Raw genomic sequence first — 23,680 nt, forward strand, 5'->3', positions numbered from 1 at the left:
CCGCGGCGCCTACCATACGGCCCATGACCACGCACGGATTCACGCTCACCGCGAGGGGCCCGTTCGACTTCGGCGCCGCGCTGCGCTTCGTCGAGGACTGGCCGGCCACCAGCGCGCTGCCCTCCGACGGCCGGACGCTGCGCTTCGCCTACTGCGCCGAGTCCGACTGGCTGCCGATCGGGGTGAGCGTCACCGCCGCCCCCGGCGGCGTCGCCGTCACCACCACCCGCGCCCCCGGCCCGGCGATCCGCGGCGAGATCGCGCGCATCCTCTCCCTCGACGTGGACGCCACCGGCTTCGCCGAGCTCGGCGCGGCCGACCCGGTCCTCGGCGACGTGCAGCGGGACCGCCCGGGGCTGCGCCCGGTGTGCTTCTGGAGCCCGTGGGAGGCGGCCTGCTGGGCGGTGATCGTGCAGCGCTCGTCGATGCTGATTGCCTCGCGCGTCAAGCAGCGCATCGCCGACCGGTACGGCGCCGACGTCACCGTGGACGGGCAGGCGTACCAGGCGTTCCCGCCGCCCGTGAGCCTGGTGGACGCGGGCGGTCTCGGCCTGCCCGCGCAGAAGGAGGAGTGGCTGCGCGGCCTGGCGCGGGCGGCGCTCGACGGCGTGCTCACCACCGAGCACCTGCGCTCGCTCACCCCCGAGGACGCCCTGGCCGAACTGCGCGCGCTGCCCGGCGTGGGGCCGTTCTCGGCCGGGCTGATCCTGATCCGCGGAGCCGGCGCGCCCGACGCGTTCCCCGGCGACGAACCCCGGCTGTTCGGCATCCTGCGCGAGGCGTACGGGCTGCCCGAGGACGCCCCCGCGGGCGCCTACCGCAAGCTCGCCGAGTCGTGGCGGCCCTACCGGTCGTGGGCGTCGTTCCTGTTCCGCGCCACCGGCTACCGGGCCGCCGCAGACTGACCGAGCCCGCGCATGGCCCGCGCGCCCGATGATCCTTAGAGTGGTCGCCATGACGGACGACGCCGACATCCGGGCCGGCGACCACGACCGCGACCAGGTGGCCGACAGGCTGCGGCAGGCGGTCGCCGAAGGCCGCATCAGCCTCGACGAGTTACGCGAACGCATCGACCGCACGTACGCCGCGAGGACCGTAGGCGAGCTCAGTGCCCTCGTCGCCGACCTGCCCGCCCTCTCCCCCGTCCCCGCCTCTCCCTCCGACGTGCTGAGGATGCACACCGCGCACTGGCGGGTGAGCCGGGCCGGGCGGTGGGTGGTGCCGCCGCGGATCGACGTCCGGCTGGGGGTCTGGGGGACCGCGAAGCTCGACTTCCTCGCCGCCGAGTGTCCCCACCCCGAGGTGCTGGTCCAGGTGACGATCACCTCGTGGTTCGGCGACCTGCATCTGAAGGTGCCGCACGGCTGGCGGGTGCGCGCCGACGAGGTGGTCTCCCCGGGGCTCGGCCGGGTCCACAACAAACCGGTCGAACCGCCCGCCGCCGACGCGGTCGTGCTCCGCCTCTCCGGCCACAGCCAAGGCGACATCTGGATCCGCTACCGATCCACGGCTTGATGTCCGATCACTTCCCGTTGATCACCTCACGGCCCGCCCCCGTCTGAACAGGCTCTCCCGCCGTCCGGTCTTTTCGGGAACCCCCTCGGGCCGCCGCCGTCATGCGTGCCGGAGGCCCGCGGCGCTCGCCGCAGCCCACGCACCCGTCCCCGCCGCACCGACGGCGGGCCGCCGCCCGTGCCGGGGCATGGTCGTCACGTCGTCACAGGGAGGTCAGGGCGGCGAGTTCGCGCCACTCCGGGAGGGGCACGTCGCCGGGGCGGTCGGTGAGGACCTGGAGGCACACGTGGTCGGCGCCCGCGTCGAGGTGGGCCCGTACGCGCTTCTCGATCGCCGCCGCGTCGCCGTGGGCCACGATCGCGTCCACCAGCCTGTCGCTGCCGTGCTCGATCTCGTCCTCGCCGAAGCCGAGCCTGCGCAGGCTGGCGGCCTGGTGGGGCGCCGCCGTCCGGTAGAAGGAGACGTGCTCCGCGGCCACCTCGCGGGCCCTGGCCGGGTCGCGGTGCAGCACGACGGCCTGCTCGACGGCCAGCAACGCGCCGGGCCCCATCGCCTCCCTGGCCCGCGCGGTGTGCTCGACGGGCACGAAGTACGTGTGGGCGCCGAGCGTACGCCGGGCCGCCAGGCCCAGCATCTTCGGGCCGAGCGCGGCCAGCATGCGGCGCGGCGCGTGCGCAGGGGCCGCCGATTCCAGCGGGACGGCGTCCATGGCGTCGAGGTAGCCGCCCATCGTGGTCACCGCCCGGCCCAGGCTGGGGATCTTGTAGCCGTCCATCTGGATCGGCTCGTCGCTGATGCGGTGGCCGCCGAGGCCGAGGAGGTACCGGCCGGGGTGGGCCTCGTTGAGCGCCCGTTCGGCGGCGGCCATGGCGATCGGGTCGCGCAGGGCGATGTTGGCGATGCCGGCGGCCACCGTGATCCGCCTGGTCGCCGAGAGCAGCAGCCACGACTGGCTCACCGAGTCGCGGCCGAACCCCTCGCCGAACCACAGGGCGCCGTACCCCAGCTCCTCGATCTCGGCGGCGGCCTCTTGCGCCACCCCGGCGGGGTGGGCCTCGAGGGCGAACGTCCACAGGCCCACCTTGCCCAGGCGGGGTCCGTCGTCGGTCATGGGTCACCGTCCCATCTATGCGGAGAGCTTCTCCGGTTACGTCGGGGACTATAATCGGAGACGTTCTCCGATTCAACCCGCGGGAGTGTCCAGTGCCGGCACGGGCCATGCGCGCCGACGCGCGCCGCAACTACGAGCAACTGGTGGCGTCGGCCATCGCCGTGGTCGCCGAGGAGGGGCCTGACGCCTCGCTCAACGAGATCGCCAGACGGGCCGGCGTCGGGGCGGGCACGCTCTACCGGCACTTCCCCACCCGCGAGGCGCTGCTCGCGGCCGTGTTCGAGGGGCGGCTGACCCGGCTGTGCGCGCGGGCGGAGGAGGCAGGCGAGACGCTGCCGCCCGGCGAGGCCCTGGTGGCCTGGCTGCGGTCGCTGGTCGCGCACGCCATGACCGACCGGGGGCTCGGGGCGCGGATGATGCTCACGCAGGACGGGGCCGGGGTCGACTGCTGGGCGATGTTGCGCGCCGCCGCCACCCGGCTGCTGCTGCCCGCCCAGGAGGCGGGGGCCGTGCGCGCGGACGTCGAGGTCGCCGACCTGGTCGAGCTGGCGGCGGGCATCGCCCAGGCCACCCCCGACCCGGCCCGCGCCGACCGCCTCCTCACCCTCACCCTGGACGGCCTCCGCCCCCGCCCCTGAACCCCATGCGGACCCTCAGCGGGCCGCCGTCGTGAACGCCGACATCCCGGCGGTCCAGGCGGCCTCGATGTCGGCGCCGGGCGGGAAACGGCCGTCGAGTTCGAGCATGACCAGGCCGTGGGCCAGCCCCCAGACCGCGCGGGCGGCGGCCTCGCCCCGCACGATCCGGACCAGCGGCAGCGCCGCCCGCTCCTCCACCCCGGCGGGCAGCAGGTCACGCGGCAGCGGCCCCGCGCTCATCAGCCGGTACAGATGCGGATGGCCCAGCGCGTACGCCCGGTAGGCCCGCCCGAGCGCCGCCAGCCCCTCCCCGCCGCCGTCGTGCTCGGCGCGTTCCAGGACGGCGGCCAGTTCGGCGAGGGCGATGGCGATGAGTTCGGCCTCCACGGCGGACTTGTCGGGAAAGTGCTTGTAGAGCGACGGCGCGCGGATCCCCAGCCGCGCGGCCAGCGCGCGCATGGTCAGCGCGTCCGCCCCGCCCGCCTCGACCAGCTCCCGCGCCGCCGCGACGATCTGCCCCGCGCGCGGCGACAGCTCAGCCACGCGCGCTCCTCGGACCGTGGCCCAGGAGACGGGCGACGGCGACGTACGTCAGCCAGGCCAGCCCCGCCGTGAAGACCGGCACCCAGCCCAGCGGCGAGACCGAGTAACCGACCAGCACGGCCAGCGGGATCCACGGACGGTGGGCGAGGTCGTGCACCACCGCAGGCCCGCCGAACCTGGTCGCATAGGGCGCCAGCACGAACAACGCCGCGCTGACCGGCGTGGCGCCCCCGTGCTTGACCACCTCGAAGACGAGGAACGCCAGGCAGAAGGCGGCGAGCACGGCCCACCCGGAACGGCCGGCCACCCGCCTGACGGTCACCGCGGTCATGATGTCCTCCTCAGAAGCTAACGCTGTTAGCCAGAACTCTAGGCTAACGACGTTAGCCTGTCCAGGAGCAAATAGGGTGGAACCATGATCGATCGGGAGGTGGCCGTGCTCATCGGCCTGCAGGCCTCCGGCAAGTCCACCTTCTACCGGCGCTGCCTGGCCACCACGCACGCGCACGTGAGCAAGGACGACTTCCCCAACGCGCGCCGCCGTCAGCACCGCCAGCTCCGGCTGATCCGCGAGGCGCTGGAGGAGGACCGGAACGTGGCCGTGGACGACACCAACGCCTCGCCCGAGGAGTGGCAGCCGCTCATCGTGGCCGGCCGCGAGCACGGCGCGCGGGTGGTGGCCTACTGGTTCCCGCCCAACGTCAAGGCCTCCCTCCAGCGCAACGCCGAACGCACGGGCCGGGCCCGGGTCCCCGAGGTGGGTGTCTTCGCCACCCTCAGACGGCTGCGCCGGCCACGCGCCTCCGACGGCTTCGACGCGGTGTACGCGGTGGAGTTCGACGGCCGCGGCGGCTTCCTCGTCCGCAGGCAGGACGGCTGAACCGAGGCCGCGTCAGGGGCGGCGGGTGGCGAAGCGGTAGGCGATCTTGGCGGGGGTCAGCCAGCGTACGTGGGCGCCGTTCCGCGCCCGGCTGACCAGCCGCTCGGCCAGCCACGGCGCCACCGTCTCCACCGGGTCGGCCAGGATCGCGAAGACGCGGGCCGACCGTTCCCGCTCGGCCGCCGAGTAGCCGTGCGTCAGCAGGTCGGTGACCACCATGCCGGGGCTGAGCAGGCCCGCCGTCACCCCGCCGGGGGCCTCCTTGGCCAGCGCCCTGGTCAGGTACGTCACAGCCCGCTTGGTGGCGCCGTAGACGGCGAGTCCGGGCACCGTCCGGCCGTCGCCGCCCAGCCCCTCCATGTTCCAGACGTGGCCGCCGCCGTCCTGCGCCGCCATGCCCGCCACGGCCACCGCGCAGCCGTTGACCGTGCCCAGCAGGTTGACCTCGGTCACCGCGCGGGCCTCGGCGGCCGGCAGCCGCCACAGCGGGAGGCGGTCATGGGAGATCCCGGCGTTGTTGACCCAGATGTCCACCCGGCCGTGCCGCCGCACGGCCTCGTCCCACAGCTCCTGGAGGCGGGCGCGGTCGGCGACGTCGGCCACGACGGCCGGCACGCCGAGCTCGGCCCCCGCCGCGGCCACGCGGTCCGGGTCGGTGCCGCACACGGTGACCCGGTGGCCGCGGGCCGTCAGCGAGCGGGCGAGGCCGAACCCGAGGCCGCGGGTGCCGCCGGTGATCACGATCGACCGGGACGCGCTCACGCCTCGTGCTCCTTCCTGGCCGCCACGGTCGCCTCGATCGCGTCCGCGAGGAACCTGCCGACGACCTCGCGCTCCGCAGGCGTGAACGCGTCGATCGCCGCGGTGAGCCGCCGGACCAGCGGCGCGAAGAAGGCGCCCGCCAGCTCGACGGCCTGCTCGTTCAGAACGACCTCGACCTTGCGGCGGTCGCCCTCGTCGCGCCGCCGCACGACGTGGCCGGCCTGCTCCAGCCGGCCGAGGAGGGCGGTCGTGGCGGGGGCGGAGAGGTTCAGCGCGGCCCCCAGCCCGCCGGGCGAGAGCGGCCGGCCGGCGAGGTGGGCGTCGAGGATGACCACCAGGGCGTTCATGTCGGTCCTGTGCAGCCGGTGCCCGACCGCGAAGCCCTCCACGAACCGGTCGCTCTCCACGTTGAGCCGGCGGATGAGGACCATCAGGTCATAGGCCGTCATGTCACCCCTTATATTTCTATCGTGGAAGTATTCCATCGTGGAAAGAAAACGTTAGCCGCGATCCGTCCTGAGACGGTACTCGTCGCCGGGGTGGTCGCGAGCGCCGTCCTGACCGGGCTGATCTGGTTCCTGGGCCGGTGGCTGGACGACGTCGTGCTGCTGCCCGACCAGGGCGCGTCCTGGTACTACTGGAAGCTGCCCGAGCCCACCGCGTGGACCAGGCTGTCGGCCTGGGCCGGATACGCCGCCCACCAGCTCGTGTTCTGGTGGCTCATCCACCACGCCCAGACCCGGGTCCGCCGCTACTCCGCCGGCCTCCACCCGGTCAACGTCGTCGCGCTGGCGGTGAACGCCGGGTTCGTCGCCCTGCACACCGTGCAGACCCACCTGTTCTACGACGGCCTGGCCCAGGACGTGTCGATCTACAGCTCCCAGGGCTCGGTCGTCCTCCTGCTGGTGGTCGTCCTGATCATGGAGAACCGGCGGCGCGGCCTGTTCCTCGGCCGGCCCGCGCCCATCAGGCGGGAGATCGTCGACTTCGCCCGCCGGTACCACGGCTACCTGTTCAGCTGGGCGGCGGTCTACACCTTCTGGTACCACCCGGCCGAGTCCACGCCCGGCCACCTGATCGGCTTCTTCTACATGTTCCTGCTGCTGCTCCAGGGCAGCCTCTTCCTCACCAGGGCGCACACCAACCGCTACTGGACGGTGACGCTGGAGCTGGCCGTCGTGGTCCACGGCACCCTGGTGGCCGTCATGACCTCGGGCCCGGACGGATTGTGGCCGATGTTCCTGTTCGGCTTCCTCGGCGTCTTCGTGATCACCCAGATGCACGGCCTGGGCCTGTCCCGCGCCGCCCGCTGGGCGCTGACCGGCTGCTACGCGGCGGCCCTGCTCGCCGTGTACGCCCTGCGCGGCGACCTGGCCGGCACGAACGAGGCGATCAGGATCCCGGCCATCGAATACCTGCTGGTCGGCGTGCTGGCCCTGCTCGCCTGGGGAGCCGGCCGCCTGTGGGCGCTCAGAGCGGGAGCGGGATCCGGTCGAGGAACCAGTAAAGGCTGACCGCCACGATGGACAGCGACACCGCGGCCACCGTCCAGCGGGCCGCGGCCGTCCGCCGCAGCAGCACCAGCAGCGGGAAGAGCACGGCGATGATCGCGAGCTGGGTCACCTCGATCCCGACGTTGAAGCTCAGCAGCGACAGCAGCAGCTCCCACGACCCGCTCTCGCGGATGTCGAGCGCGCCCGCGAACCCCAGCCCGTGCATCAGGCCGAAGGCGAAGACGACGGGCAGCCGCCAGGCGCCCGGCCGGTCGCGGCCCAGCAGGTTCGCCAGCGCGACGACGACGATCGAGGCGGCGATCACCGGCTCGACCACCGCCGCCGGCACCGCCACCACGCCCATGGCGGCCAGCAGGAACGTGATGCTGTGGGCGACCGTGAAGGCCGAGGCGGTGACCACGACGTCACGCGCGCCGCGGGCGCCGATGATCAGGGTGAGCAGGAAGAAGACGTGGTCCAGCCCGAGCACGAGGTGCTCGACGCCGAGCAGGAAGAACTCCCCGATCTGGCCGGCCGCCGCGCGTTCGGCCAGGCGCAGGGTCGGGCTCGCGGCGGTCAGGACGGCCGAGCCCCGCTCGCCGGCGAGGTCGTAGCGCAGGAGCGTCTGGGTGCTGTGGACGAACGTCTCGGCGTCGGGGAACAGGGCGCTGGAGATCGTGTGCTCGCCCCCGTCCACCGCCGGGCAGGCGTAGGCGAGGGTCAGCGTCGCGAAGGCGGCCTTGCCGCGCGGGTGCACGTCCGCCCCGCCCACCTGCCGGGGGACGCACGGCCGGCCGGCGCGGGCGACGGCGAAGCGGCGGGTGACGTAGCCGAACACGGCGTCGCGGTTGACCGCGAGCTGCCGCAACTGCTCGGCCCGCTCCTTGGCCTCGTACGCCTCGGCGTAGAGCCAGGCGGACTTCATCAGCAGGTCGTACTCCAGGTCGAGCACGACCCTGACGTCGGTGGCCGTGCCGGTCACCTCGGCGTGGGCCTTCGTGGTCGCGTCGTGCGCCGCCGCGGGGGCGGGATGCAGCAGGTCGGCCAGCGCCGCGCAGAGGATGACGGCCAGGACGACGGCGTACGGCCAGCGCCAGCGAGGCATGTCTCGGGTCTCCATGTCAGGGGGAAGGGCGCCGCCCCGGGCGCGGGCCCGGGGCGGCGAGGGGGGCGGATCAGCGGGTGAACCAGCGGTACATGGGCGAGTCCTTGTCCCACTTGCCGGGACGGCCGTGCTCGTCCTTGGTGACGAAGACACTGGGCTCGGACGCGGTGACGCCGCCGCCCGCGGAACGGGCCGTGACGAACCAGGCGTAGGCCGTGTCGTCCTTGAGGTGCTGCCACGTCACCGAGGCGACCTGGCCGGAGGCCGCGGTGCTCGTGCCGATGATCTTCGTCGGCTTGTAGAGCGCCAGGGAGTCGGTCCTGAAGCTCGTCGTGCGGGTGGTGAGGTCGACGGGCAGGACCATGTTGTCCTCGCGCCCGTCGTAGCGGCGCAGCGGGTCGAACTCGCCGGCGCCGAAGTCGCCGAGCAGCGGCGAGTAGGTGTCCACGCTCAGCTCGGCCCGCTTGACGTCGAACTGCAGCAGCCGGAAGTAGCTGGCCCCGAACTGGAGCTGGTCCTCCGGCTTGTAGCCGCCGACCTCGGTGAGCCCGAGCCGGTCGGCCGAGACCGTGTAGAACTGGTAGTCGGCCAGCAGCTCGACCACGCCGTTGCCGACCTGGCCGACCTTCGGCTTCACGTTGGTGCCCACGCCGTGCTCGTGACCGGCCAGGATGAGGAAGACGTTCGGGTTCTTCTCCACCACCGTCTTGTAGAGCATCGAGCCGTCGGGGGCGGAGAAGGCGGCGCCGCGGCCGTCGGGGTTGGCGCTCGGCACGAGGTAGTCGTGCGAGAGCAGGATGCCGTTGCGGCCCGGGAACTTCTTGAAGACCGAGTCGGCCCACTCGGCCTCCTCCCTGGTCACGCCGTACGACAGACCGACGACCACGAAGTCCAGGCCGCCCGCGGAGAACAGGTCGTAGTGGTTCTGGTTGTCGCCCTCCTTCCACGGGCCGCCGTACTTCGCGTGCCGCCAGCCCTGGGAGGCGTCCTGGTAGCGGGACGGGCCGTAGTACTTGTTGTAGATCGCGCCGGGGCCCTCCTCGGTGCCCGACTGGTTGTCGTGGTTGCCGGCGATGACGCCGTTCGGGATGTTCGCCTGGTCCAGCACGCGCTGCTGCTTCGACGACACCTCGAACTCGCCGACGACCTCGCGCTGCGTGGCCTCGTCGGCGGGCTTGCGGATGTTGTTCTCGATGATGTCGCCGGTGTGGGCGACGTAGGAGATCTTGCGCTGGTCCTTGTTGGCGGTGATCCAGTTGACGATGCCGGCGTAGGCCGACTCCCACACCGCGCGCTCCTGCGGGGTCTCCTGCTCCACCGCGCCCTCGGAGATGTACTGGGTGTCGGTGAAGTGCACGATCGAGAAGTCGTACGTGGCGGGGTCGGCGAAGCCGTTCGGGTCGCCGGGGTCGATGTCGTCGGCGAACGGGTCCTCGCCGGTCACCATGACGTGCACCTGCTGCCGGTCCACGTACTCGGGGCCGACGACGGCGGTCAGGACGGTCCTGCCGTCGGCCCCGCCGCGGGCGCTGGTCAGCAGGTCCCACGCCTTGGCCTCGGTGTTCCAGGCCCGCAGCGAGGCCAGCCGCTCGGGGTCGACGACGCCCTCCCAGCGCAGCACGGGCGCGTCCACGTGGCCCTGCACCTTGACGTCGAAGCGCTGGTAGACGAGGTCGCGGCCGGTGGGGGCGTCGAGCGTGCGGCCGTCGCCGGGTTCGAGCCCGTCAGCCGTGATCCGCTGCTCGCCCCGCACCTTGAGCGTCGTGGGCAGCGTCGTGGCCGTGCCCTGGTACGCCTCGTCCGGGGTGAGGATCCTGGCCTCTGAGAACGTGGCCGTCACCGGGCCGCCGCCGGGCTCGCCGACCTTGGCCGACAGCGTGACGGGGTCGGTCACGTCGGCCGTCCCGGAGGCCGGGGTGAGCTCGGCGGGGGCGTCCGGGATGCCGGCCGACTCGAAGACGATCTCCCGGGCCGCGGTGTTGCCGAGCCCGTCGGCGCCGGTGACCGACAGCGTGTGCCGGCCCGCCTTGAGCCCGGGGCCGATCCGGGCGCCCAGCTCCACGGCCTGGCCGTCGAGCTTGACGTCCGGCCCGGACACCACGCCGGAGGCGTCTTCGAGCTTGACGTCCAGGACGACCGTCGCGGTGATCTTCTCGTCCGCGGCGGGCACGCTCCGGGCGACCTTCGGCGCGGAGTTGTCGGTGATCAGGACGCGTTCGGCGGTCTGGCCGGAGGTGGACCTGGCCGCCAGGGTGTGCCGGCCGTCCTTGATCGCGGTGGTGTCCAGGTCGGCGCGCAGGCCGCGAGCCGGGGCGTCCACCAGGAACTCCAGGTCGATCTCGGTCAGCGGGTTCGCCGTGTCGCCGCAGTTGCCGTCGCCCATGCCGTAGGACGGCTTGATCATCTGACCGGCCGCGGTGCCCTGCGCCGGGGTGAGGACGATGTTCGAGATCGCGAAGTCGTCCCGGTTGGCGCCGCAGGACGTGGGATACGTGCCGGCCACGAAGTCGATCGTGTTCCAGCCGGGCACGAGGTACTCGTTCGGGATGGGCAGGTCCACCCGGCGGCTTGCGAAGTCGCCGTCGAGCACCACCTTCTGGCCGTTGACCAGCACGAAGTTCTGGTAGCGGGCCTCGATCGAGTTGCTGCCCACGGTGAACCCGAGCGTCGCCTGGCCCGCGCCGAGCGTCTCGACGACGTGCACGGCGGGGGCGTCGATCGTGTAGCGCAGCTCGGCCTCGCGCGGGAGGGCCTGGTCGCTGCCGCAGTCGCCGTCGCCCAGCGCGTACGAGGGCTTGACGTCCGTCCCGGTCACCGTGGCGCCGTCGAGGGTCAGGGCGAGGTTCGCGATCGTGAAGTCGTCGCGGTTGACGCCGCAGGCGTCCTTGTAGTCGCCGGTGACGACCTTGATCGTGTTCTCGCCCGGCGTCAGGAACCTGGCCGGGACCGCGACGGTCACGCGCCGGCTCGCATAGGTGCCGCCCAGGTCGATGCGCTTGCCGTTGACCAGCAGGAAGTCGTCGTACTTGTCGTCGATCGAGTCCGCGCCGACGTCGAAGGCGAGCATGGCGGCGCCGTTGCCGAGCGTGGCCCTGGTGACCGGCTTGCCGCCGTCCACGGTCAGCGACTCGACGCCGCCCGCGCCGGCCTCCGGGACGGTCGCGTTCACCGTCTTGACGCCGGCCACGAGGGTGCCGTCGGTGGGCAGCAGCCGCGGCGCGCCGGCCGGGGCGTTGTTCACCGTCACGGTGTTCCGGACGGTCGCCCCCGCCGCGGTGGCGGCGCTGAGGACGTGCTCGCCGTTGGCCAGCCCGGTGGTGTCCAGGTCGGCGGCGAGGCCGGTCGTGCCGCGCGGGTCGGACTGGGTGAAGAACTTGAGCGTGGCGCGCTTGAGCAGCGTGCTGTTGCTGCCGCAGTTGCCGTCGCCGAAGTTGAGCGTGTACGGGTTGTCCTCGCCGTCGGCCACCTCGCCGAGCAGTTCGAGGCCCACGTCCGAGAGCACGAAGTCGTCGTAGTTCTGCCCGCAGGACGACTGGATCGTGCCGACCACGATCTGGACCGTGTTCTCGCCCTTGACCAGGTGCTCGTTCGGGATCTCGATGATGGCCCGCTGGCTGGCGAAGTTGCCGATCTCGGCCTTGTAAGCGCCGTTGACCTGCACGTAGCTGTGGTACTGCGCCTCGGTGGAGTTCGAGCCGACGTCGAAGGCCAGCTTGGAGACGCCCACCGTCGCGGTGGCGGTGACGGGGTTGCCGTCGAGGTCGAGCTTCGTGACGCTGTCGCCGGCCGTGACCGGGACGGCGGCGACCTTCGCGGTGCCCTCCAGGTAGGAGCCGGTGGCGGGGGTGAGGGCGGGCGGGACGGGGGTGCTCGTGGGGGTGGGGGTCGGCCGTCCGCGGCCCTGCTCACCCGGGTCGGCGTACGCCGCCGTCACGAAGCCGCCCACCAGCACCGCCGCGAGCGCGGTGGTGACGGCGAGCCGTCCCTTGCTCCTCGAACCGCCTGATAACTGTCGTGCTGCCATCGGCTGCATCGGGTCCTTCCATGACGTTCACGGGGCAGCCGATGAGGCGGCGTGCCCTTCGAGCGGACACGTTGGAGCGCACGGGTGAACGTTGTGCATGGAGAGGCTGAAGGGGCGGGGAACTGTCTCCTCATTCTGGTCATCTGTCCACAGACAGGAACAACCCCGACAAGAGAGACGGCGTGACCCGCGGCCCGAAGGCCGGGTGTCACGCCGTCGTGCCGGTCAGGCTCAGCTCTGGTGCCCCGGGAGGTTCTTTCCGTCCTGGGGCTTGTTGCCGGAGGACTTCTTGTCGGCGCCGGTGCGGCTCTGGGTCGAGGAGCTCCGGCTCTTGTCCTTGTCCTTGTCGCCCGTCTTCGTCTTGCGGGCCTTGCTCTGCGCCATGACGGTTCCTTTCTTCGATACGCGGAGTCAGCGGGTCGCTTGGCTCCGTAACTGCGCGTGCCCGTGGCCCGGACGGTCATACGGCAGGCCGGTCAAGCTTTCCTCAATAGGCCGAAATATCCATACATGTGCCGCCGGTCGTCAGATCTCGATCACGGCCTTCCCCGGCACGCCGCCGCGCTTGTCACGGAACGCCCGACCGGTCTCGGCCAGCGGGTACACCGCGCCGACGTGGGCGCGCAGCAGCCCCGCCCCGGCCCGCGCGGCCAGCTCGGCGAGCTGGCCGCGGTCGGGCTCGACGATGAAGAACACCGCCCGCCCGCCCTCCGGCACGACCGGCGGCGGCGCGGTGATCGAGACCAGCGAGCCGCCCGGCCTGACCTTGGCCGCCGAGCGGGCGAGCAGGTCGCCGCCGATCGTGTCGAAGATCAGGTCCACCGGCTCGACCGCCTCCTCGAACGGCTGCCGCTCCAGGTCGACGAACTCGTGCGCCCCCAGCTCCACCGCCAGGCCCGCGACCCGTCCCCGCCCGGTGGCGATGACGTGCGCGCCGGCCCGGCGGGCGAGCTGGACGGCGAGCGTGCCCGTGCCGCCGCCCGCGCCGTGGATCACGACCGTCCGGCCCGCCTCCAGGCCGCCGTGCGTGAACAGCCCCTGCCAGGCGGTCAGCCCGGCGAGGGGCAGCGCCGCCGCCTCGGTGAAGGTGACGTTCGCGGGGATCGGGGCCAGGTCGCGCGCCTCGACCGCGACGTACTCCGCCGCGCCGCCGTCGCGGTGCCAGTCGGTCAGGCCGAAGACGCGGTCGCCCACGGACAGGCCGGTGGTGCCGTAGGCGACCTCGGACACCACGCCGGCCACCTCGTGGGCGGGCACGGACGGCGCCCGGTCCCGTCCGGCCCGGTCGGTCCAGGTGCCCGGCCAGTCCAGCTCGTCGGGGACGAAACCGGCCGCGTGCACGCGCACCACCACGTCGCCGGTGGCCGGGCGCGGCACGGGCACCTCCTCCAGGACCAGGTCGCCGCCGGGCCGGTGGACGCGTATCGCTCTCATGGTCATCGCCTCTCCGTTCATCGTCATTGTCGGCGACAGGACGGGACGGCGGCCCGGAGTGTGACAGCGACGCGCCGGTCAGGGCCAGGCCCACCGGATGCCGACCAGGCCCGGCTGGAGGGCGGCGGCCATCAGGTGGACGGCGTGCTGGGCGTTCAGCGTCAGCTCCGAGGCGGTCAGCTCGCCGCCGCCCGGACCCCGGCGGGCGAAGCGGTGGATGCGCACCGGCAGCTCGACCGGGTCGAAGGCGACGCGCAGCACGTACTGGCCGGCCGGGAAGCGGAAGCCGCGCTCGTAGAAGCAGGACTCGGCGCCGCTGAGGTCGGCGATCTCGTACCGCAGCACGTGGGTGTCGCCGACCCGCAGCGACCGGTCGAACAGCAGCTCGGCGACCACCGTGGCGGTCTCGCCGTCCCTGGTGACGCGGCCGACGCGGCAGTCCTCCAGGGCGGCGACGGTGACCCGGTCCACGTCGCAGCCGGCGTCGCCGCGGTAGATCATGATGTAGCGGTCGGCGCCCTCCTCGTGGGCCTGCACCACCTGCGTGGTCTCGCGGCTGGTGAGGCTGCGGTCGGGGCCGATGCGCAGCGACTCGTACATCACGGCGATGTGCAGGCGGCGGTCGTCGGCCACCGCGTCCAGCTCGTCCAGCATGGCGGAGACCACCTGGGCGGGCCGGAACAGGGTCGAGTACGCCACCCCGGGCGCGCGGCCACGCGGCCTCGGCGGCCCGAGCAGCCCGATCAGCGAGCGCGGCGGCAGGTCGAGGATCTCCTCCAGGGCTCCCACGGCCCGCAACGACTCCTCGCGCTCCGGCCGGCGCAGGCCCTGCTGCCAGTAGCTCAGCGTGCTCACCCCGACGTGCAGGCCGCGCTGCGCCAGGCGGTGGCGCAGCCGTTCGAGGGTCAGCCCCCGCGCTCCGACCGCGGCCCGCAGGGCGACGTGAAAGGGGCCGGCGCGCAGCGCGGCCTGGAGCTCATCCGCCACGTTGTGAATGTTCACAGATTTCCACAGATTCGTCATCACTTCATGAACGTCATGAAATGTCACCTTCCACAGTGATCTGTCAGGGAAATCCGCTCCCCCTTGTACGGCCATCTCCGCAGGTCGAACATCCTTCGCAGCACCCCCCAGCAGAAGGAGCGCCTATGTTCCGCCTGGCCGTGGCCCTCGCCCTAGCGGCGGCCACCTGGATCGCGAGCAGCCCCCCGGCCGAGGCCGCGACCTGGTACAAGCTGAACTTCACCCAGCAGTCGCAGCAGTACTCCAACTGGTGCTGGGCCGCGACGGGCAACTCCGTCGCCGCCTACTACGGGTACTCCTACAGCCAGAACCAGTTCTGCAACCTGGCCTTCAACCGCGGCGTCAACACCAGCTGCCCGAACAACCAGGCCACCCTCGGCAACGACCAGACCGCCTTCCGCCAGATCGGCATCAACCCCGGCGTGTACGTCTACGACTACCTGACCTACGCCGCCATCGTCCGCGAGATCGACGCCAACCGCCCGATCATGGCCCGCATCCAGTGGACCAGCGGCGGCGGCCACATGGAGGTCATCTACGGCTACGACCAGAGCTCGTCGTACGTGTACTGGAGCAACCCGTGGCCGTCCAGCACCCGCTACAACTGGTCCACCTACAACTACTACGTCTCGAACTCCTCGTTCTTCTGGACCCACTCGCTCGACTACATCGGCGCGTGAAGGAGGCCATCGACATGAAGCTCTTCGCAGCGGTCGCGGCCCTGACCGCGCTGTTCCTGTGGGTCCCGAGCCCGGCGCTGGCCGACCCCGGCGCGCCCACCCAGGCCGACGTCGACGCCGCCAGGGCCGCCGCCGCGGGCGCCGGCGACACGGTCGGCCGCTTCTTCGCCGGCCAGGGCAGGAAGACCAGCCTGGCGCCGGTGGCGGCGCGGGTCGACGGCCCCACGGTCGCCGTCAACGACCTGAACCCCGACTTCGTCGCCGGACGGTCGGCGGAGATCGCCCGCTTCGCCTTCCTCGCCACCGGCGCCACCGCGCCGGACGGGCAGACCGCCTCCGTCTGGACCACCCGCGACCGCCGGGGGACGTGGGTGGTCAGCAACATCGCCAGCGGCGGCGACGAACAGCGGTACGCGGGCCAGACCGGCACCGTGTTCCGCGAGCCGCAGCTCAACGCCTGGTACGCCCTGCGCGACGGCACGGTCGTGCCGCTCAACGACGAGGCGGCGCAGTCGGTGGGCCGGGCGGGCGTCCCCGTGGCCGACTACCGGCGGCTGGCGCAACAGCGCTACGCCGCCAAGCTCCCCGGCAGCTCCTACGCCAGGGACGGCTACGCGGGCGGCTACGGCGTCCCCGGCCCGGGGAGCACCCCCTTGCCCTGGGTCGTGGGCGCCGTGGTCCTGCTCGGCGCGGCGATCACCATTCGCCTGCTGCGCGCGCGCCGCACCTGACAAGATCCGGTGCACGGCCCGCGCCTCCGACGGCCATCTCGGCGGAGGCGCGGGCCGCCTTTTTCTGAGTAGCCCCTACTCATGCCCTCCCCCACCGCCCGCCCGCACCATGGCGGCACAGCTGCTCATCCACGAGGGGGGACGACCATGGCAGACATCCACAGCGCGGCGGCCGCGGGGCCGCCGTCCCCGCCGGCCGCGCCGGTGCTGGACAACTCGGCGCGGGAGGTGCTGAAGGGCACGCTCGTTCCGCTGCGGGTGCCCAGCGCGCACGACGACGCACCCGACGGCGCGGGCGGCGGCATCGTCAAGCTGGGGGCGGTCCGGCAGCTCGCGCTGGCCCCCGGCGACACCGACGCGGTCCGTGACCGCCTCCGGGCCGGGAACGCCCCGGAAGGCGTCTCCGGCGAGGCGTTCGACCTGCTCAGGCGCTTCGAGGAGCAGCCCGTCGCGGCGCTGCGCCCCGACCCCGCCGCGCTGGCGCGGGTGCCGGCCGCCGAGCTGGCGCTGTTCGCCGGGACGCTCGTCGAGCTGCGCGCCGAACGGCTGCGCGAGGCGGAGGGCGCGGGCGCCCGGGAGGCGGCCGGCCGGGCCGCGCAGGCGCTCAACACCGCCGCGGTGGCCCTGCGCGGCCTGGCGGTCAACACCGCGGCGCCGCCCATCGGCATGCTGAACCTGGAACGCATCGAGATGGTGCCGGTCGGGATCCAGCGCGGCGAGCTCGTCTCGACCATCCCGCTCGCGCCCGGCGAGGTGACCGCGGTCACGCACAAGGAGTGGTCGGTCACCTCGAAGGAGTTCACCACCATCGTCACCGACTCGCTGGAGGAGGTCAGCGAGACGGGCGTGACCGACAACACCGACCTGTCGCAGTCGACGGCGTCGCAGAGCCAGCACTCCAACCAGTTCAACATCACCGGGACGGTCCAGGGCGGCATCCCGATCATCTCCGGTTCGAGCACGACCGGGTTCACCGCGCAGGGCTCGGAGTCGGCCTCGGCCGCCGAGAGCATCAAGCACGCCCGCGCCACCACGCAGAAGGCGTCCTCGCGCTCCCGCCGCGAGCACAAGGTGACCATCTCCACCACCACCGTGACCGGGTCGGAGGAGACCTCGACCCGGGTGCTGAGGAACGCCGGCAACGACCCCGTCCGGATCGACTACTTCAGCCTGATGCGCAAGTGGCGGGTCCGGCTCTACCGGTACGGGCTGCGCCTGACGTACGACATCGCGGTGCCCGAGCCGGGGGCGTCGATGCGGCGGGCGTACGCGGAGCTGGAACTGCTGCGCTCGCAGCAGGGCCCCTTCGAGTTCCCGGTCAAGCACGCCGACATCACCACGGAACTGGTCGACCAGGACGGCCACCCGTCGCCGACCGGCGTCCCGAAGTACCAGTGGCTGGCCGACCGGCACGGCGTGACCGTCCGGCCGCACCCCGAGGAGCCGACGCCGCTGACCGTCAGCTCGCACGTCAACACCGACGGGAACTGGTGGTTCCTGGACCTGGAGTTCGACGTGCCCGGCGGCACGCACATCCGGGAGATCTTGCTGGACGCCCAGGTCGGCAAGGACGACTCCGACGACAAGATGAACTTCGACGTCATCGGGGCCCGTTCGGAGCCGACGTGGCGCAACCTGTCGGACGCGCTCATCATCCGCGACCACCGGATCATGTCCTTCGACGGCGCCACGCCCTACATGCGCGGCTTCACCGGCCGCCACAAGATCACGTTCTTCTTCCACCACTCCGAGCGGGTGTTCGTCGGGCTCGGCGTGCGGCTCGACCTCACGGACGAGGCCGTCGAGCAGTGGCGCACCGACGTCTGGAACACGCTGTACAACGCCGCCCAGACCAGGTACTTCGCCGAGCAGGAGGACATCGCCGCGCGCATCGCGGCCATCGAGGACAAGCTGGCGAACGTCGACACCCTGACGCTGAGGCGGGAGGAGAGCGACGAGATCATGAAGTGCGTCCTGCGGTTCGTCCTCGGCACCGACTTCGACTTCATGCCCGCCGACGTCCTGGCCGCCTTCCTGGCCGCGCGCGTCGACCTCCAGCACGGCATCGGCTTCGACGGGCCCAGCCTCGGGCTCAGCGCCGAGCAGTGGACGCTGCTGCGCCGGCACGAGGACCTGGTGCGTTTCATCAACCAGGCGATCGAGTGGGAGAACGTGGTGACGTTCCTCTACTCCTACTTCTGGGACGTCCCGCCGAGCTGGCCGTTCATCCGGCAGTTGCGGCACCCGGACCCGACCAGGCAGGCGTTCCTGCGGGCCGGCAGCGCGCGGATCGTCCTGACCGTGCGCAAGGGCTGGGAGGAGGAGTGGATGCGCTTCGCCGAGGGAGGCGCGGTCGGCGCGCCGATCCCGGCGCCGTACCTGACGATCGCGCAGGAGATCGCGGCCTACGACGACCGCAACTATCCCGGCATCCCGCCCGCCAACCCCGAACGGGCGGCCGCCCGGCTCCAGGACGCCGCCTTCACCACGTCCTCGTCGGACCTGGCGCCGAGCCCGAACCCGGTGAACATCAAGGTCGGCAACAGCTCGGCGTTCGTCGTCGGGCTGCCGGTCGTGCTGGACGCCGAGGACGACCGCCGCGTCCAGGAGGCCCAGCTCGTCGTCGCCGTCCCGGACGCCACCCACCTCACGGTCGAGCGCCTGAGCTTCGCCCACCGCGGCACGCAGGCTCCCGTGCCGATCCTGCAACCGGGCGAGAAGGGGGCGCTCATCGCCGAGTGGCACGAGTACACGCCGTCGTCCGGCACCGACATCGCGCTCACGTCCAACCTCGCGACGATCTCGTAAGGCGGCGGACGGCCCGATGACGTACTTCTGCTTCCAGAGAAGCCAGAACGACCGGGTCTCCCGGATCTCCCTCACCGTCGGCGAGGAGACCCAGCCGATGATGTGGAAGGGCGAGCAGCCCGACGACAACGTGCACGCCGTGCTCTTCCACCACACCGCCGGCCTGGTGTTCCTGGAGGAGACCCGGGCCTCCTACGGCCCGCAGGGCTCCTACCGGGTGTTCGCGCTGACCGGCAGGACGCCCGGATCGGGCCGGTTCGAGGCCATAGAGGTACCCCGGACGGGCGCCCTGCGCACGCTCGGCCGGTTCGACCTCGACGTCCGCGACGCCACCGACGACCAGGCCGACCTGGTCTACACCGGCAAGTTCCTGTACTGGCGCAGATCCATGCCCGCCTCACTCCAGGGCTCCGGCACGCTGCTGTACGCGGCCACGTCCGGCCTGGTGGGACACCAGATCGGCGCCATGCAGAACAGCAAGGACCACGGCCCGCTGCCGGAGGGCCTGTACACGTTCCTCACCCACGTCGACCCCCGGCAGAACTCCGTCGAGGCGGCGAACCAGCGGGGCGACAAGGCCGTCTCCAACCCCGGGGAGGGCATCCAGTTCCTCCCCGTGGGCGGCAACGGCCCGGTCTTCCCCGACTGGGGCACCTTCCGCGTCCGGCTCACCCCGATCCAGGGGAACATGTACGGGCGTGGCGGCTTCTACCTGCACAACTCGCACAAGGGGTACAGCCACGGCTGCGTCGAGGTCGGGGTGAACGCCGACGGCCTCGACTTCTTCTCGGGCCTGCTGGCCTACGCCGGCAGCCAGCCGCGCAAGGCCAAGCTCGTGCTGCGCGTCCGGTACTCCTACCCCGAGCAGGGCACCCTGGGCAGAACCCTGCGCTGACCCCTCAGGCCGCGCCGCCGGGTCACCAGCGGCAACGGGCGCGGGCGGCGGAGACCGTCACCTCGTGGGTGTCGTCGGCCGTGACGGGCTGGTTGCCGACCAGGACGGTGAGCCGGCCCGGGGCGGGCACCCGCCAGGTGCCGAGCGGGGCCCAGCGTCCCCGGAAGGCGCGCTGGTCCACGGTCACCGGCGGGCCGAGGTGCGGCGGGTTCGTGTCGTTGTCGTCCAGGTAGTAGAAGGCGAGGCCGGTCGAGCGGGGGTCGTCGGGGATGTGCACGTCGATCGTGCAGCGTGCGCCGCCGCGGGTGTCGAAGTACCAGTTGACCGCCTGGTTGAAGTGGGCCGGCTCGTTGCCGACGCGCAGCGCCAGCGCCGCGCCCGCGCAGCCGTCGTCCTTCCACCCGCCCCCGCCGGTGATGGGACGCCAGGCGGGGTCGGCGTAGAACCACTCGGCCGCGCACCGGGGGCCGTGCACGGCCTGCCACCGGACGGGGCCCGTGGGGGCGGGGCCGGGCGGCGGCTGGGTGACCACCACGATCCCGGGATCGTCCGCCACGGTCGCCCGGACGGCCACCGGGCCGCCCGTCGTGGGGCCCGTCGCGGGGCCCGTCGTGGGGCCCGTCGCGGGGCCCGTCGTGGGCGTGGTGAGCCGGGGGAACAGGACGGCGGCCGTCGCGCCCAGGGCCAGCAGGACGGCTCCGGCCGCCAGCGCCCGGCCCGGCCAGGACGTCCGCGCGGGCCGGGTCGTCCCGGTGGGACCGTCGTCGGCTGGGTCGTCCTTGGCGGGGACACCCTCGGCGGGGTTGCCTTCGACCGGGTCGCCCTCGGTGGGGCCGGTCTCGGCGATGAGTGCCTGGTACTCCGCGTCCGAGGCCCAGGACAGCGGGCCGGCGGCGCTCTCGGCGAGGGCCGCCGCGCGGTCGGACGTGATCCGCTCCGCCGGGTCGCGCGCGGCGCACGAGCGGATCAGCTCGGCGAGCGCGGGCTCGACGCCGTCCACGTCGATGTCGGCGTTCAGGCTGCTGTAGAGCACCGCCATCGGCTCGCCGCGCCCGAACGGCGGACGGCCGGTGGCGGCGTAGGCGATCGTGCCGGCCAGCGCGAAGACGTCCGCCGCCGCCGTGACCGGCTCCTGACGTACGGCTTCTGGGGCGATGTAGCCGGGGGTGCCGACGATCTCCCCCGACGTCGTGATCGTGCTCTGGCCGGGGGCCCGCGCGATGCCGAAGTCGATCAGCCGCGGGCCCTGCGGCGACAGGATGACGTTGTGCGGCTTGAGGTCGCGGTGCTGGACGCCGTGCCGGTGCACGTCGGCCAGGGCGGCGGCCAGCCCGGCGAGCAGCCGCCGGCACAGCTCCGGCGGCAACTGCCCCCGTTCCGCCACCGCCCGCAACAGCGTCGGTCCCCGCACGTACGCCGTCGCCAGCCAGTACGGCGGCGCCGTCACCCGGGCGTCCACCAGCGGCGCCACGTACGGGGTGCGCAGGCCGCGCAGGGTGGCCGCCTCACGGCGGAAGCGTTCCATGGCCTCGGGGTCGGCCGGGTCGTGCTTGATGACCTTGATGGCCACCAGGCCCAGGCGGCGGCTCCTGGCCAGGTACACCACGCCCATGCCGCCCGCGCCGAGGCGCCCGAGCAGCCGGTGGCCGCCGATCTCGGGTGGGTCCGTCGCCTGTAACGCCTGCACGCTCATCCCCGTCGATCATGACAGACCGAGCGCTCGGGAGGCAGCCCCTACCACGGCCGGATCGGGCCGGACCGAGCGAGCGGGAGCCTGGGGTCAGACCGTGCCGTCCGGCACGGGGAGCAGGCCGCGTTCGGCGAAGACCTTCTTGGCGACGAACGTCGCGTTGAGCGCACGTGGCATGCCGCAATAGACGGCCGAGTGCAACAGGGACTCCGTGATCTCATCGGGCGTCAGGCCGACATTCAGGGCGGCGTTGATGTGCACGTCGAGCTGGGGTTCGCAGCCGCCGAGCGCGGTGAGCGCGCCCAGGGTCACCAACTGGCGGTCGCGGGGGGCCAGGCCGGGACGGTCGTAGATCTCACCGAAGGCCCAGGCGACCACCTGGTGGGCCAGTTCGGGCGAGATGTCGGCAAGGGCGTCCACAACCCGCTGCCCGGCCTCGCCGTCGACCTTCCGCAGCACCTCCAGGCCATGCTCGTAGCGCTGTTCACGGTCGGATCCTTCAGCAATGTTCGTCATGTCCGAAACGGTAGAACTTCGAGCGCACTCAAACGCAAATCCCCCTCACAGCGACGACGAGACGCGCGCCCCGACGGACGCGACGGCGGGGCAGCGAGGGGCGGGCGCGCAGCGCGATGAGGGGCAGCACGGGAGCGCAGCGCGGGGGCCCAGCCCGCTGGGGCGCAGCGCGGCGCGGAGAGAGCAGCGCGAGAGCGTGGCGCGGAGGACACGGAAGGGGCGGCGCGACGGAGGCGTGGGGTCAGGGTGCAGCACGCTGGGCGTAGCGCGGGAAACGCAGCGCGGGGGCGGCGGCGCGGGGGTGTTTGGGGGTTATGTCTTTGGTTTGGGGGAGTTGTCTGGGGTTTCTTGGGGGTAATGTCTGGCTTATTCGATATTCGTGGGGCTTTGTTCTGGATATCGGTACTAGTCTAGAGATTGCGTGAAAGTTCGTGGTTATTCGGGGTTGATGAATACTACAATTCCCTCGTTCTCGCCCGCGCGTCGCCACCCCAGGCGTTCGTACAGGCGAATGGCGTCGGGGGCGTTCACGGAGGTCAGCAGCCAGCTTCGGTTTTCGCCGCGCAGAAGGTTCAGAATGCGCCCGGCCAGACCCCGGCCGCGGGCGCGCGGAGCGACCGCCAGTTCGTCCACCTGGAGCGCGCCGGCCAGCATCCGGGACACCCCGTCCGGGCCGAGCGCCGCGAGCACCTTGCCGTAGCTGCGGGTGCGCGGCAGCGGGGTCGCGGTCGGCCAGGCCGTCCCGAACCCGCACGGACCCGCGTCATCGACGGCCAGCACCACGCGGAAGCCGGGCCGGGCCGCGTCGGCGGCGAACCGGACGCCGAACTCGGCGACCTCGCCCTCCCCCTCGTTCCACGGCGGCCCGGTGAACACCTCGCGATAGAGGTCGATCAGCTCCGCCCGGCACGCGAGCGCCTGCTCGCCGGTGAGCAGTTCCAGCCGGACGTCGGTACGTTCCGTCACCCTCAACCTCACTGTCTAGTCGTGGTACGACAGTGACGATAGCGGACGTCCGGCCAAACCGGCACCCCCGCGCCCGCGGCGCCGGCCGCCCGGAGCGCATGTTCCCGGCAGGGCCGCATTTTCGGGGCGACAGTGCTAGGGAATGATCGAGTCACAGTAAAGCGACACCACCGCTCCTTGTCGCAATAAAACTGGACAAGTCGGCTGTAAGGGCCTGGTAAATCTGGTCAACCTTTAGGAGCTCATGCCTGTCTTGTCAGAACTCCGAACTCAATGCGCGGGTAAGACTGCTCATGCCGGAGACCGACGGCAGTCGAGAAGTCCCGCGGCGGTTCTGGAAACTTCTGAACGGAAAGCGCGATGAAATCAATGATGAAGAAGCCGGCGGCCGTGCTCGCCACGAGCGCGTGCCTGCTGCTGGGTGGCGGCCAGATGCCGGCCGCCCAGGCCAGCACGGCCGGCACGGCGTCGTATCAGAGCCCAGCCGATGAGAAGCCGGTCCTCCGGGGCGGCTGCGGCTGGCGTCACTGCGGTCCTCGCTGGTGGGGCCCGCGCTGGGGCGGCTGGTGGGGCGGCGGTCACCACCACGACCACGACCATGACCACCACCACCGCGTAGGCCCGCGTGGTCCCCAGGGCCCGCGTGGTCCGGAAGGCCTTCCCGGCCGGTCGGTCCACAAGCCGGACCGCCACGACGACGACGACCACGGCCGCGAGGACCATGGCCACGACGACGACCACAACGAGGACGACGACTGGGGCGAGTGGGGCGAGAACTTCGACGGGTTCTAAATGACCCGCGGCGAAGTTCCCGCTGACACACCAGCACGCTGAACGGCGGGGTTCCCGGCGACATGCGCACACCG

23 protein-coding genes are annotated in these 23,680 nt (G+C 72.3%); 10 read left to right on the forward strand and 13 right to left on the reverse strand.

Annotated features, from left to right (window positions below; translation table 11 throughout):
* Positions 1-23: 23 nt before the first annotated feature.
* Positions 24-905, forward strand: a complete 882-nt coding sequence (locus ACIBK9_RS27270) for a DNA-3-methyladenine glycosylase family protein (protein WP_397161796.1) — start codon at positions 24-26, stop codon at positions 903-905.
* A 49-nt stretch (positions 906-954) separates the two neighbouring features.
* Positions 955-1,515 (forward strand): DUF1707 domain-containing protein, encoded by a 561-nt coding sequence (locus ACIBK9_RS27275; RefSeq protein WP_397161797.1) that lies wholly within the window; start codon positions 955-957, stop codon positions 1,513-1,515.
* 202 nt (positions 1,516-1,717) lie between these two features.
* On the opposite strand, the gene ACIBK9_RS27280 is transcribed toward ACIBK9_RS27275, so the two are convergent.
* Positions 1,718-2,626, reverse strand: coding sequence for a TIGR03620 family F420-dependent LLM class oxidoreductase (locus ACIBK9_RS27280; protein WP_397161798.1), 909 nt, complete (start codon positions 2,624-2,626; stop codon positions 1,718-1,720).
* A 92-nt stretch (positions 2,627-2,718) separates the two neighbouring features.
* On the opposite strand from ACIBK9_RS27280, the gene ACIBK9_RS27285 reads away from it, so the two are divergent.
* Positions 2,719-3,264: a TetR/AcrR family transcriptional regulator gene (locus ACIBK9_RS27285; protein ID WP_397161799.1), complete on the forward strand. Its 546-nt coding sequence runs from the start codon at positions 2,719-2,721 to the stop codon at positions 3,262-3,264.
* Between the two features lie 15 nt (positions 3,265-3,279).
* Here the strand turns inward: ACIBK9_RS27285 and ACIBK9_RS27290 are convergent, their stop codons facing one another.
* Both ACIBK9_RS27290 and ACIBK9_RS27295 read right to left on the reverse strand, forming a co-directional pair.
* Positions 3,280-3,807, reverse strand: coding sequence for a TetR/AcrR family transcriptional regulator (locus ACIBK9_RS27290; RefSeq protein WP_397161800.1), 528 nt, complete (start codon positions 3,805-3,807; stop codon positions 3,280-3,282).
* Positions 3,800-4,138 (reverse strand): hypothetical protein, encoded by a 339-nt coding sequence (locus ACIBK9_RS27295; protein WP_397161801.1) that lies wholly within the window; start codon positions 4,136-4,138, stop codon positions 3,800-3,802. Before ACIBK9_RS27295 ends, ACIBK9_RS27290 begins: the two co-directional genes overlap by 8 nt.
* A gap of 84 nt (positions 4,139-4,222) precedes the next feature.
* On the opposite strand from ACIBK9_RS27295, the gene ACIBK9_RS27300 reads away from it, so the two are divergent.
* A complete protein-coding gene (locus ACIBK9_RS27300) occupies positions 4,223-4,687 on the forward strand; it encodes an AAA family ATPase (RefSeq protein WP_397161802.1) in 465 nt (154 codons plus the stop codon).
* A gap of 12 nt (positions 4,688-4,699) precedes the next feature.
* On the opposite strand, the gene ACIBK9_RS27305 is transcribed toward ACIBK9_RS27300, so the two are convergent.
* A complete protein-coding gene (locus ACIBK9_RS27305) occupies positions 4,700-5,449 on the reverse strand; it encodes an SDR family oxidoreductase (RefSeq protein WP_397161803.1) in 750 nt (249 codons plus the stop codon).
* Positions 5,446-5,898 carry a MarR family transcriptional regulator gene (locus tag ACIBK9_RS27310; RefSeq protein ID WP_358294878.1) on the reverse strand — a complete coding sequence of 151 codons (453 nt, stop codon included), beginning with the start codon at positions 5,896-5,898 and terminating at the stop codon, positions 5,446-5,448. The genes ACIBK9_RS27305 and ACIBK9_RS27310 overlap by 4 nt, the downstream gene beginning before the upstream one ends.
* Before the next feature lie 90 nt (positions 5,899-5,988).
* Between ACIBK9_RS27310 and ACIBK9_RS27315 the strand changes: the two genes are divergently transcribed.
* Positions 5,989-6,963, forward strand: a complete 975-nt coding sequence (locus ACIBK9_RS27315; RefSeq protein ID WP_397161804.1) for a hypothetical protein — start codon at positions 5,989-5,991, stop codon at positions 6,961-6,963.
* On the opposite strand, the gene ACIBK9_RS27320 is transcribed toward ACIBK9_RS27315, so the two are convergent.
* The 5 genes from ACIBK9_RS27320 to ACIBK9_RS27340 all read right to left on the reverse strand — a co-directional run bounded on the left by ACIBK9_RS27320 (position 6,920) and on the right by ACIBK9_RS27340 (position 14,492).
* On the reverse strand, positions 6,920-8,047 hold the full coding sequence (locus ACIBK9_RS27320) for a HupE/UreJ family protein (protein WP_397161805.1): 1,128 nt from the start codon (positions 8,045-8,047) through the stop codon (positions 6,920-6,922). The genes ACIBK9_RS27315 and ACIBK9_RS27320 overlap by 44 nt on opposite strands.
* A gap of 70 nt (positions 8,048-8,117) precedes the next feature.
* Positions 8,118-12,071 carry a metallophosphoesterase gene (locus ACIBK9_RS27325; protein WP_397161806.1) on the reverse strand — a complete coding sequence of 1,318 codons (3,954 nt, stop codon included), beginning with the start codon at positions 12,069-12,071 and terminating at the stop codon, positions 8,118-8,120.
* A 231-nt stretch (positions 12,072-12,302) separates the two neighbouring features.
* On the reverse strand, positions 12,303-12,455 hold the full coding sequence (locus ACIBK9_RS27330; protein WP_358294886.1) for a hypothetical protein: 153 nt from the start codon (positions 12,453-12,455) through the stop codon (positions 12,303-12,305).
* 141 nt (positions 12,456-12,596) lie between these two features.
* The gene (locus ACIBK9_RS27335; RefSeq protein WP_397161807.1) at positions 12,597-13,505 is read right to left on the reverse strand and encodes an NADP-dependent oxidoreductase; all 909 of its coding nucleotides are present in this window, start codon (positions 13,503-13,505) and stop codon (positions 12,597-12,599) included.
* A gap of 78 nt (positions 13,506-13,583) precedes the next feature.
* Positions 13,584-14,492 (reverse strand): hypothetical protein, encoded by a 909-nt coding sequence (locus ACIBK9_RS27340; protein ID WP_397161808.1) that lies wholly within the window; start codon positions 14,490-14,492, stop codon positions 13,584-13,586.
* Positions 14,493-14,653: 161 nt separating this feature from the next.
* Here ACIBK9_RS27340 and ACIBK9_RS27345 point away from each other — a divergent pair, with 161 nt between their 5' ends.
* The 4 genes from ACIBK9_RS27345 (at position 14,654) to ACIBK9_RS27360 (ending at position 19,642) form a co-directional block, all read left to right on the forward strand.
* Positions 14,654-15,208, forward strand: coding sequence for a papain-like cysteine protease family protein (locus ACIBK9_RS27345; RefSeq protein ID WP_352360710.1), 555 nt, complete (start codon positions 14,654-14,656; stop codon positions 15,206-15,208).
* Positions 15,209-15,222: 14 nt separating this feature from the next.
* Positions 15,223-15,939 (forward strand): hypothetical protein, encoded by a 717-nt coding sequence (locus ACIBK9_RS27350; protein ID WP_397161809.1) that lies wholly within the window; start codon positions 15,223-15,225, stop codon positions 15,937-15,939.
* Between the two features lie 147 nt (positions 15,940-16,086).
* Positions 16,087-18,747, forward strand: coding sequence for a hypothetical protein (locus ACIBK9_RS27355; protein ID WP_397161810.1), 2,661 nt, complete (start codon positions 16,087-16,089; stop codon positions 18,745-18,747).
* A 16-nt stretch (positions 18,748-18,763) separates the two neighbouring features.
* Complete coding sequence (locus ACIBK9_RS27360; protein ID WP_397161811.1) at positions 18,764-19,642, forward strand: hypothetical protein; 879 nt, start codon at positions 18,764-18,766, stop codon at positions 19,640-19,642.
* A gap of 22 nt (positions 19,643-19,664) precedes the next feature.
* Here ACIBK9_RS27360 and ACIBK9_RS27365 read toward each other — a convergent pair whose 3' ends face one another.
* The 3 genes from ACIBK9_RS27365 to ACIBK9_RS27375 all read right to left on the reverse strand — a co-directional run bounded on the left by ACIBK9_RS27365 (position 19,665) and on the right by ACIBK9_RS27375 (position 22,814).
* Positions 19,665-21,335, reverse strand: a complete 1,671-nt coding sequence (locus ACIBK9_RS27365) for a serine/threonine-protein kinase (RefSeq protein ID WP_397161812.1) — start codon at positions 21,333-21,335, stop codon at positions 19,665-19,667.
* Positions 21,336-21,422: 87 nt separating this feature from the next.
* Positions 21,423-21,848 (reverse strand): carboxymuconolactone decarboxylase family protein, encoded by a 426-nt coding sequence (locus tag ACIBK9_RS27370; protein WP_358294901.1) that lies wholly within the window; start codon positions 21,846-21,848, stop codon positions 21,423-21,425.
* A gap of 435 nt (positions 21,849-22,283) precedes the next feature.
* Positions 22,284-22,814, reverse strand: a complete 531-nt coding sequence (locus tag ACIBK9_RS27375) for a GNAT family N-acetyltransferase (RefSeq protein WP_397161813.1) — start codon at positions 22,812-22,814, stop codon at positions 22,284-22,286.
* 360 nt (positions 22,815-23,174) lie between these two features.
* Here ACIBK9_RS27375 and ACIBK9_RS27380 point away from each other — a divergent pair, with 360 nt between their 5' ends.
* On the forward strand, positions 23,175-23,606 hold the full coding sequence (locus tag ACIBK9_RS27380; protein ID WP_397161814.1) for a hypothetical protein: 432 nt from the start codon (positions 23,175-23,177) through the stop codon (positions 23,604-23,606).
* Positions 23,607-23,680: the final 74 nt, after the last annotated feature.

It is taken from the genome of Nonomuraea sp. NPDC050227 (assembly GCF_044459705.1).
Lineage (GTDB): Bacteria > Actinomycetota > Actinomycetes > Streptosporangiales > Streptosporangiaceae > Nonomuraea.

Excerpts from the sequence above, each read along its gene's own strand:
- ACIBK9_RS27270 (WP_397161796.1), top strand. The coding sequence starts at position 24 with ATGACCACGCACGGATTCACGCTCACCGCGAGGGGCCCGTTCGACTTC.
- ACIBK9_RS27275 (WP_397161797.1), top strand. The coding sequence starts at position 955 with ATGACGGACGACGCCGACATCCGGGCCGGCGACCACGACCGCGACCAG.
- ACIBK9_RS27280 (WP_397161798.1), bottom strand. The coding sequence starts at position 2,626 with ATGACCGACGACGGACCCCGCCTGGGCAAGGTGGGCCTGTGGACGTTC.
- ACIBK9_RS27295 (WP_397161801.1), bottom strand. The coding sequence starts at position 4,138 with ATGACCGCGGTGACCGTCAGGCGGGTGGCCGGCCGTTCCGGGTGGGCC.
- ACIBK9_RS27300 (WP_397161802.1), top strand. The coding sequence starts at position 4,223 with ATGATCGATCGGGAGGTGGCCGTGCTCATCGGCCTGCAGGCCTCCGGC.
- ACIBK9_RS27310 (WP_358294878.1), bottom strand. The coding sequence starts at position 5,898 with ATGACGGCCTATGACCTGATGGTCCTCATCCGCCGGCTCAACGTGGAG.
- ACIBK9_RS27320 (WP_397161805.1), bottom strand. The coding sequence starts at position 8,047 with ATGCCTCGCTGGCGCTGGCCGTACGCCGTCGTCCTGGCCGTCATCCTC.
- ACIBK9_RS27325 (WP_397161806.1), bottom strand. The coding sequence starts at position 12,071 with ATGGCAGCACGACAGTTATCAGGCGGTTCGAGGAGCAAGGGACGGCTC.
- ACIBK9_RS27330 (WP_358294886.1), bottom strand. The coding sequence starts at position 12,455 with ATGGCGCAGAGCAAGGCCCGCAAGACGAAGACGGGCGACAAGGACAAG.
- ACIBK9_RS27335 (WP_397161807.1), bottom strand. The coding sequence starts at position 13,505 with ATGAGAGCGATACGCGTCCACCGGCCCGGCGGCGACCTGGTCCTGGAG.
- ACIBK9_RS27345 (WP_352360710.1), top strand. The coding sequence starts at position 14,654 with ATGTTCCGCCTGGCCGTGGCCCTCGCCCTAGCGGCGGCCACCTGGATC.
- ACIBK9_RS27350 (WP_397161809.1), top strand. The coding sequence starts at position 15,223 with ATGAAGCTCTTCGCAGCGGTCGCGGCCCTGACCGCGCTGTTCCTGTGG.
- ACIBK9_RS27355 (WP_397161810.1), top strand. The coding sequence starts at position 16,087 with ATGGCAGACATCCACAGCGCGGCGGCCGCGGGGCCGCCGTCCCCGCCG.
- ACIBK9_RS27360 (WP_397161811.1), top strand. The coding sequence starts at position 18,764 with ATGACGTACTTCTGCTTCCAGAGAAGCCAGAACGACCGGGTCTCCCGG.
- ACIBK9_RS27365 (WP_397161812.1), bottom strand. The coding sequence starts at position 21,335 with ATGAGCGTGCAGGCGTTACAGGCGACGGACCCACCCGAGATCGGCGGC.
- ACIBK9_RS27370 (WP_358294901.1), bottom strand. The coding sequence starts at position 21,848 with ATGACGAACATTGCTGAAGGATCCGACCGTGAACAGCGCTACGAGCAT.
- ACIBK9_RS27380 (WP_397161814.1), top strand. The coding sequence starts at position 23,175 with ATGAAATCAATGATGAAGAAGCCGGCGGCCGTGCTCGCCACGAGCGCG.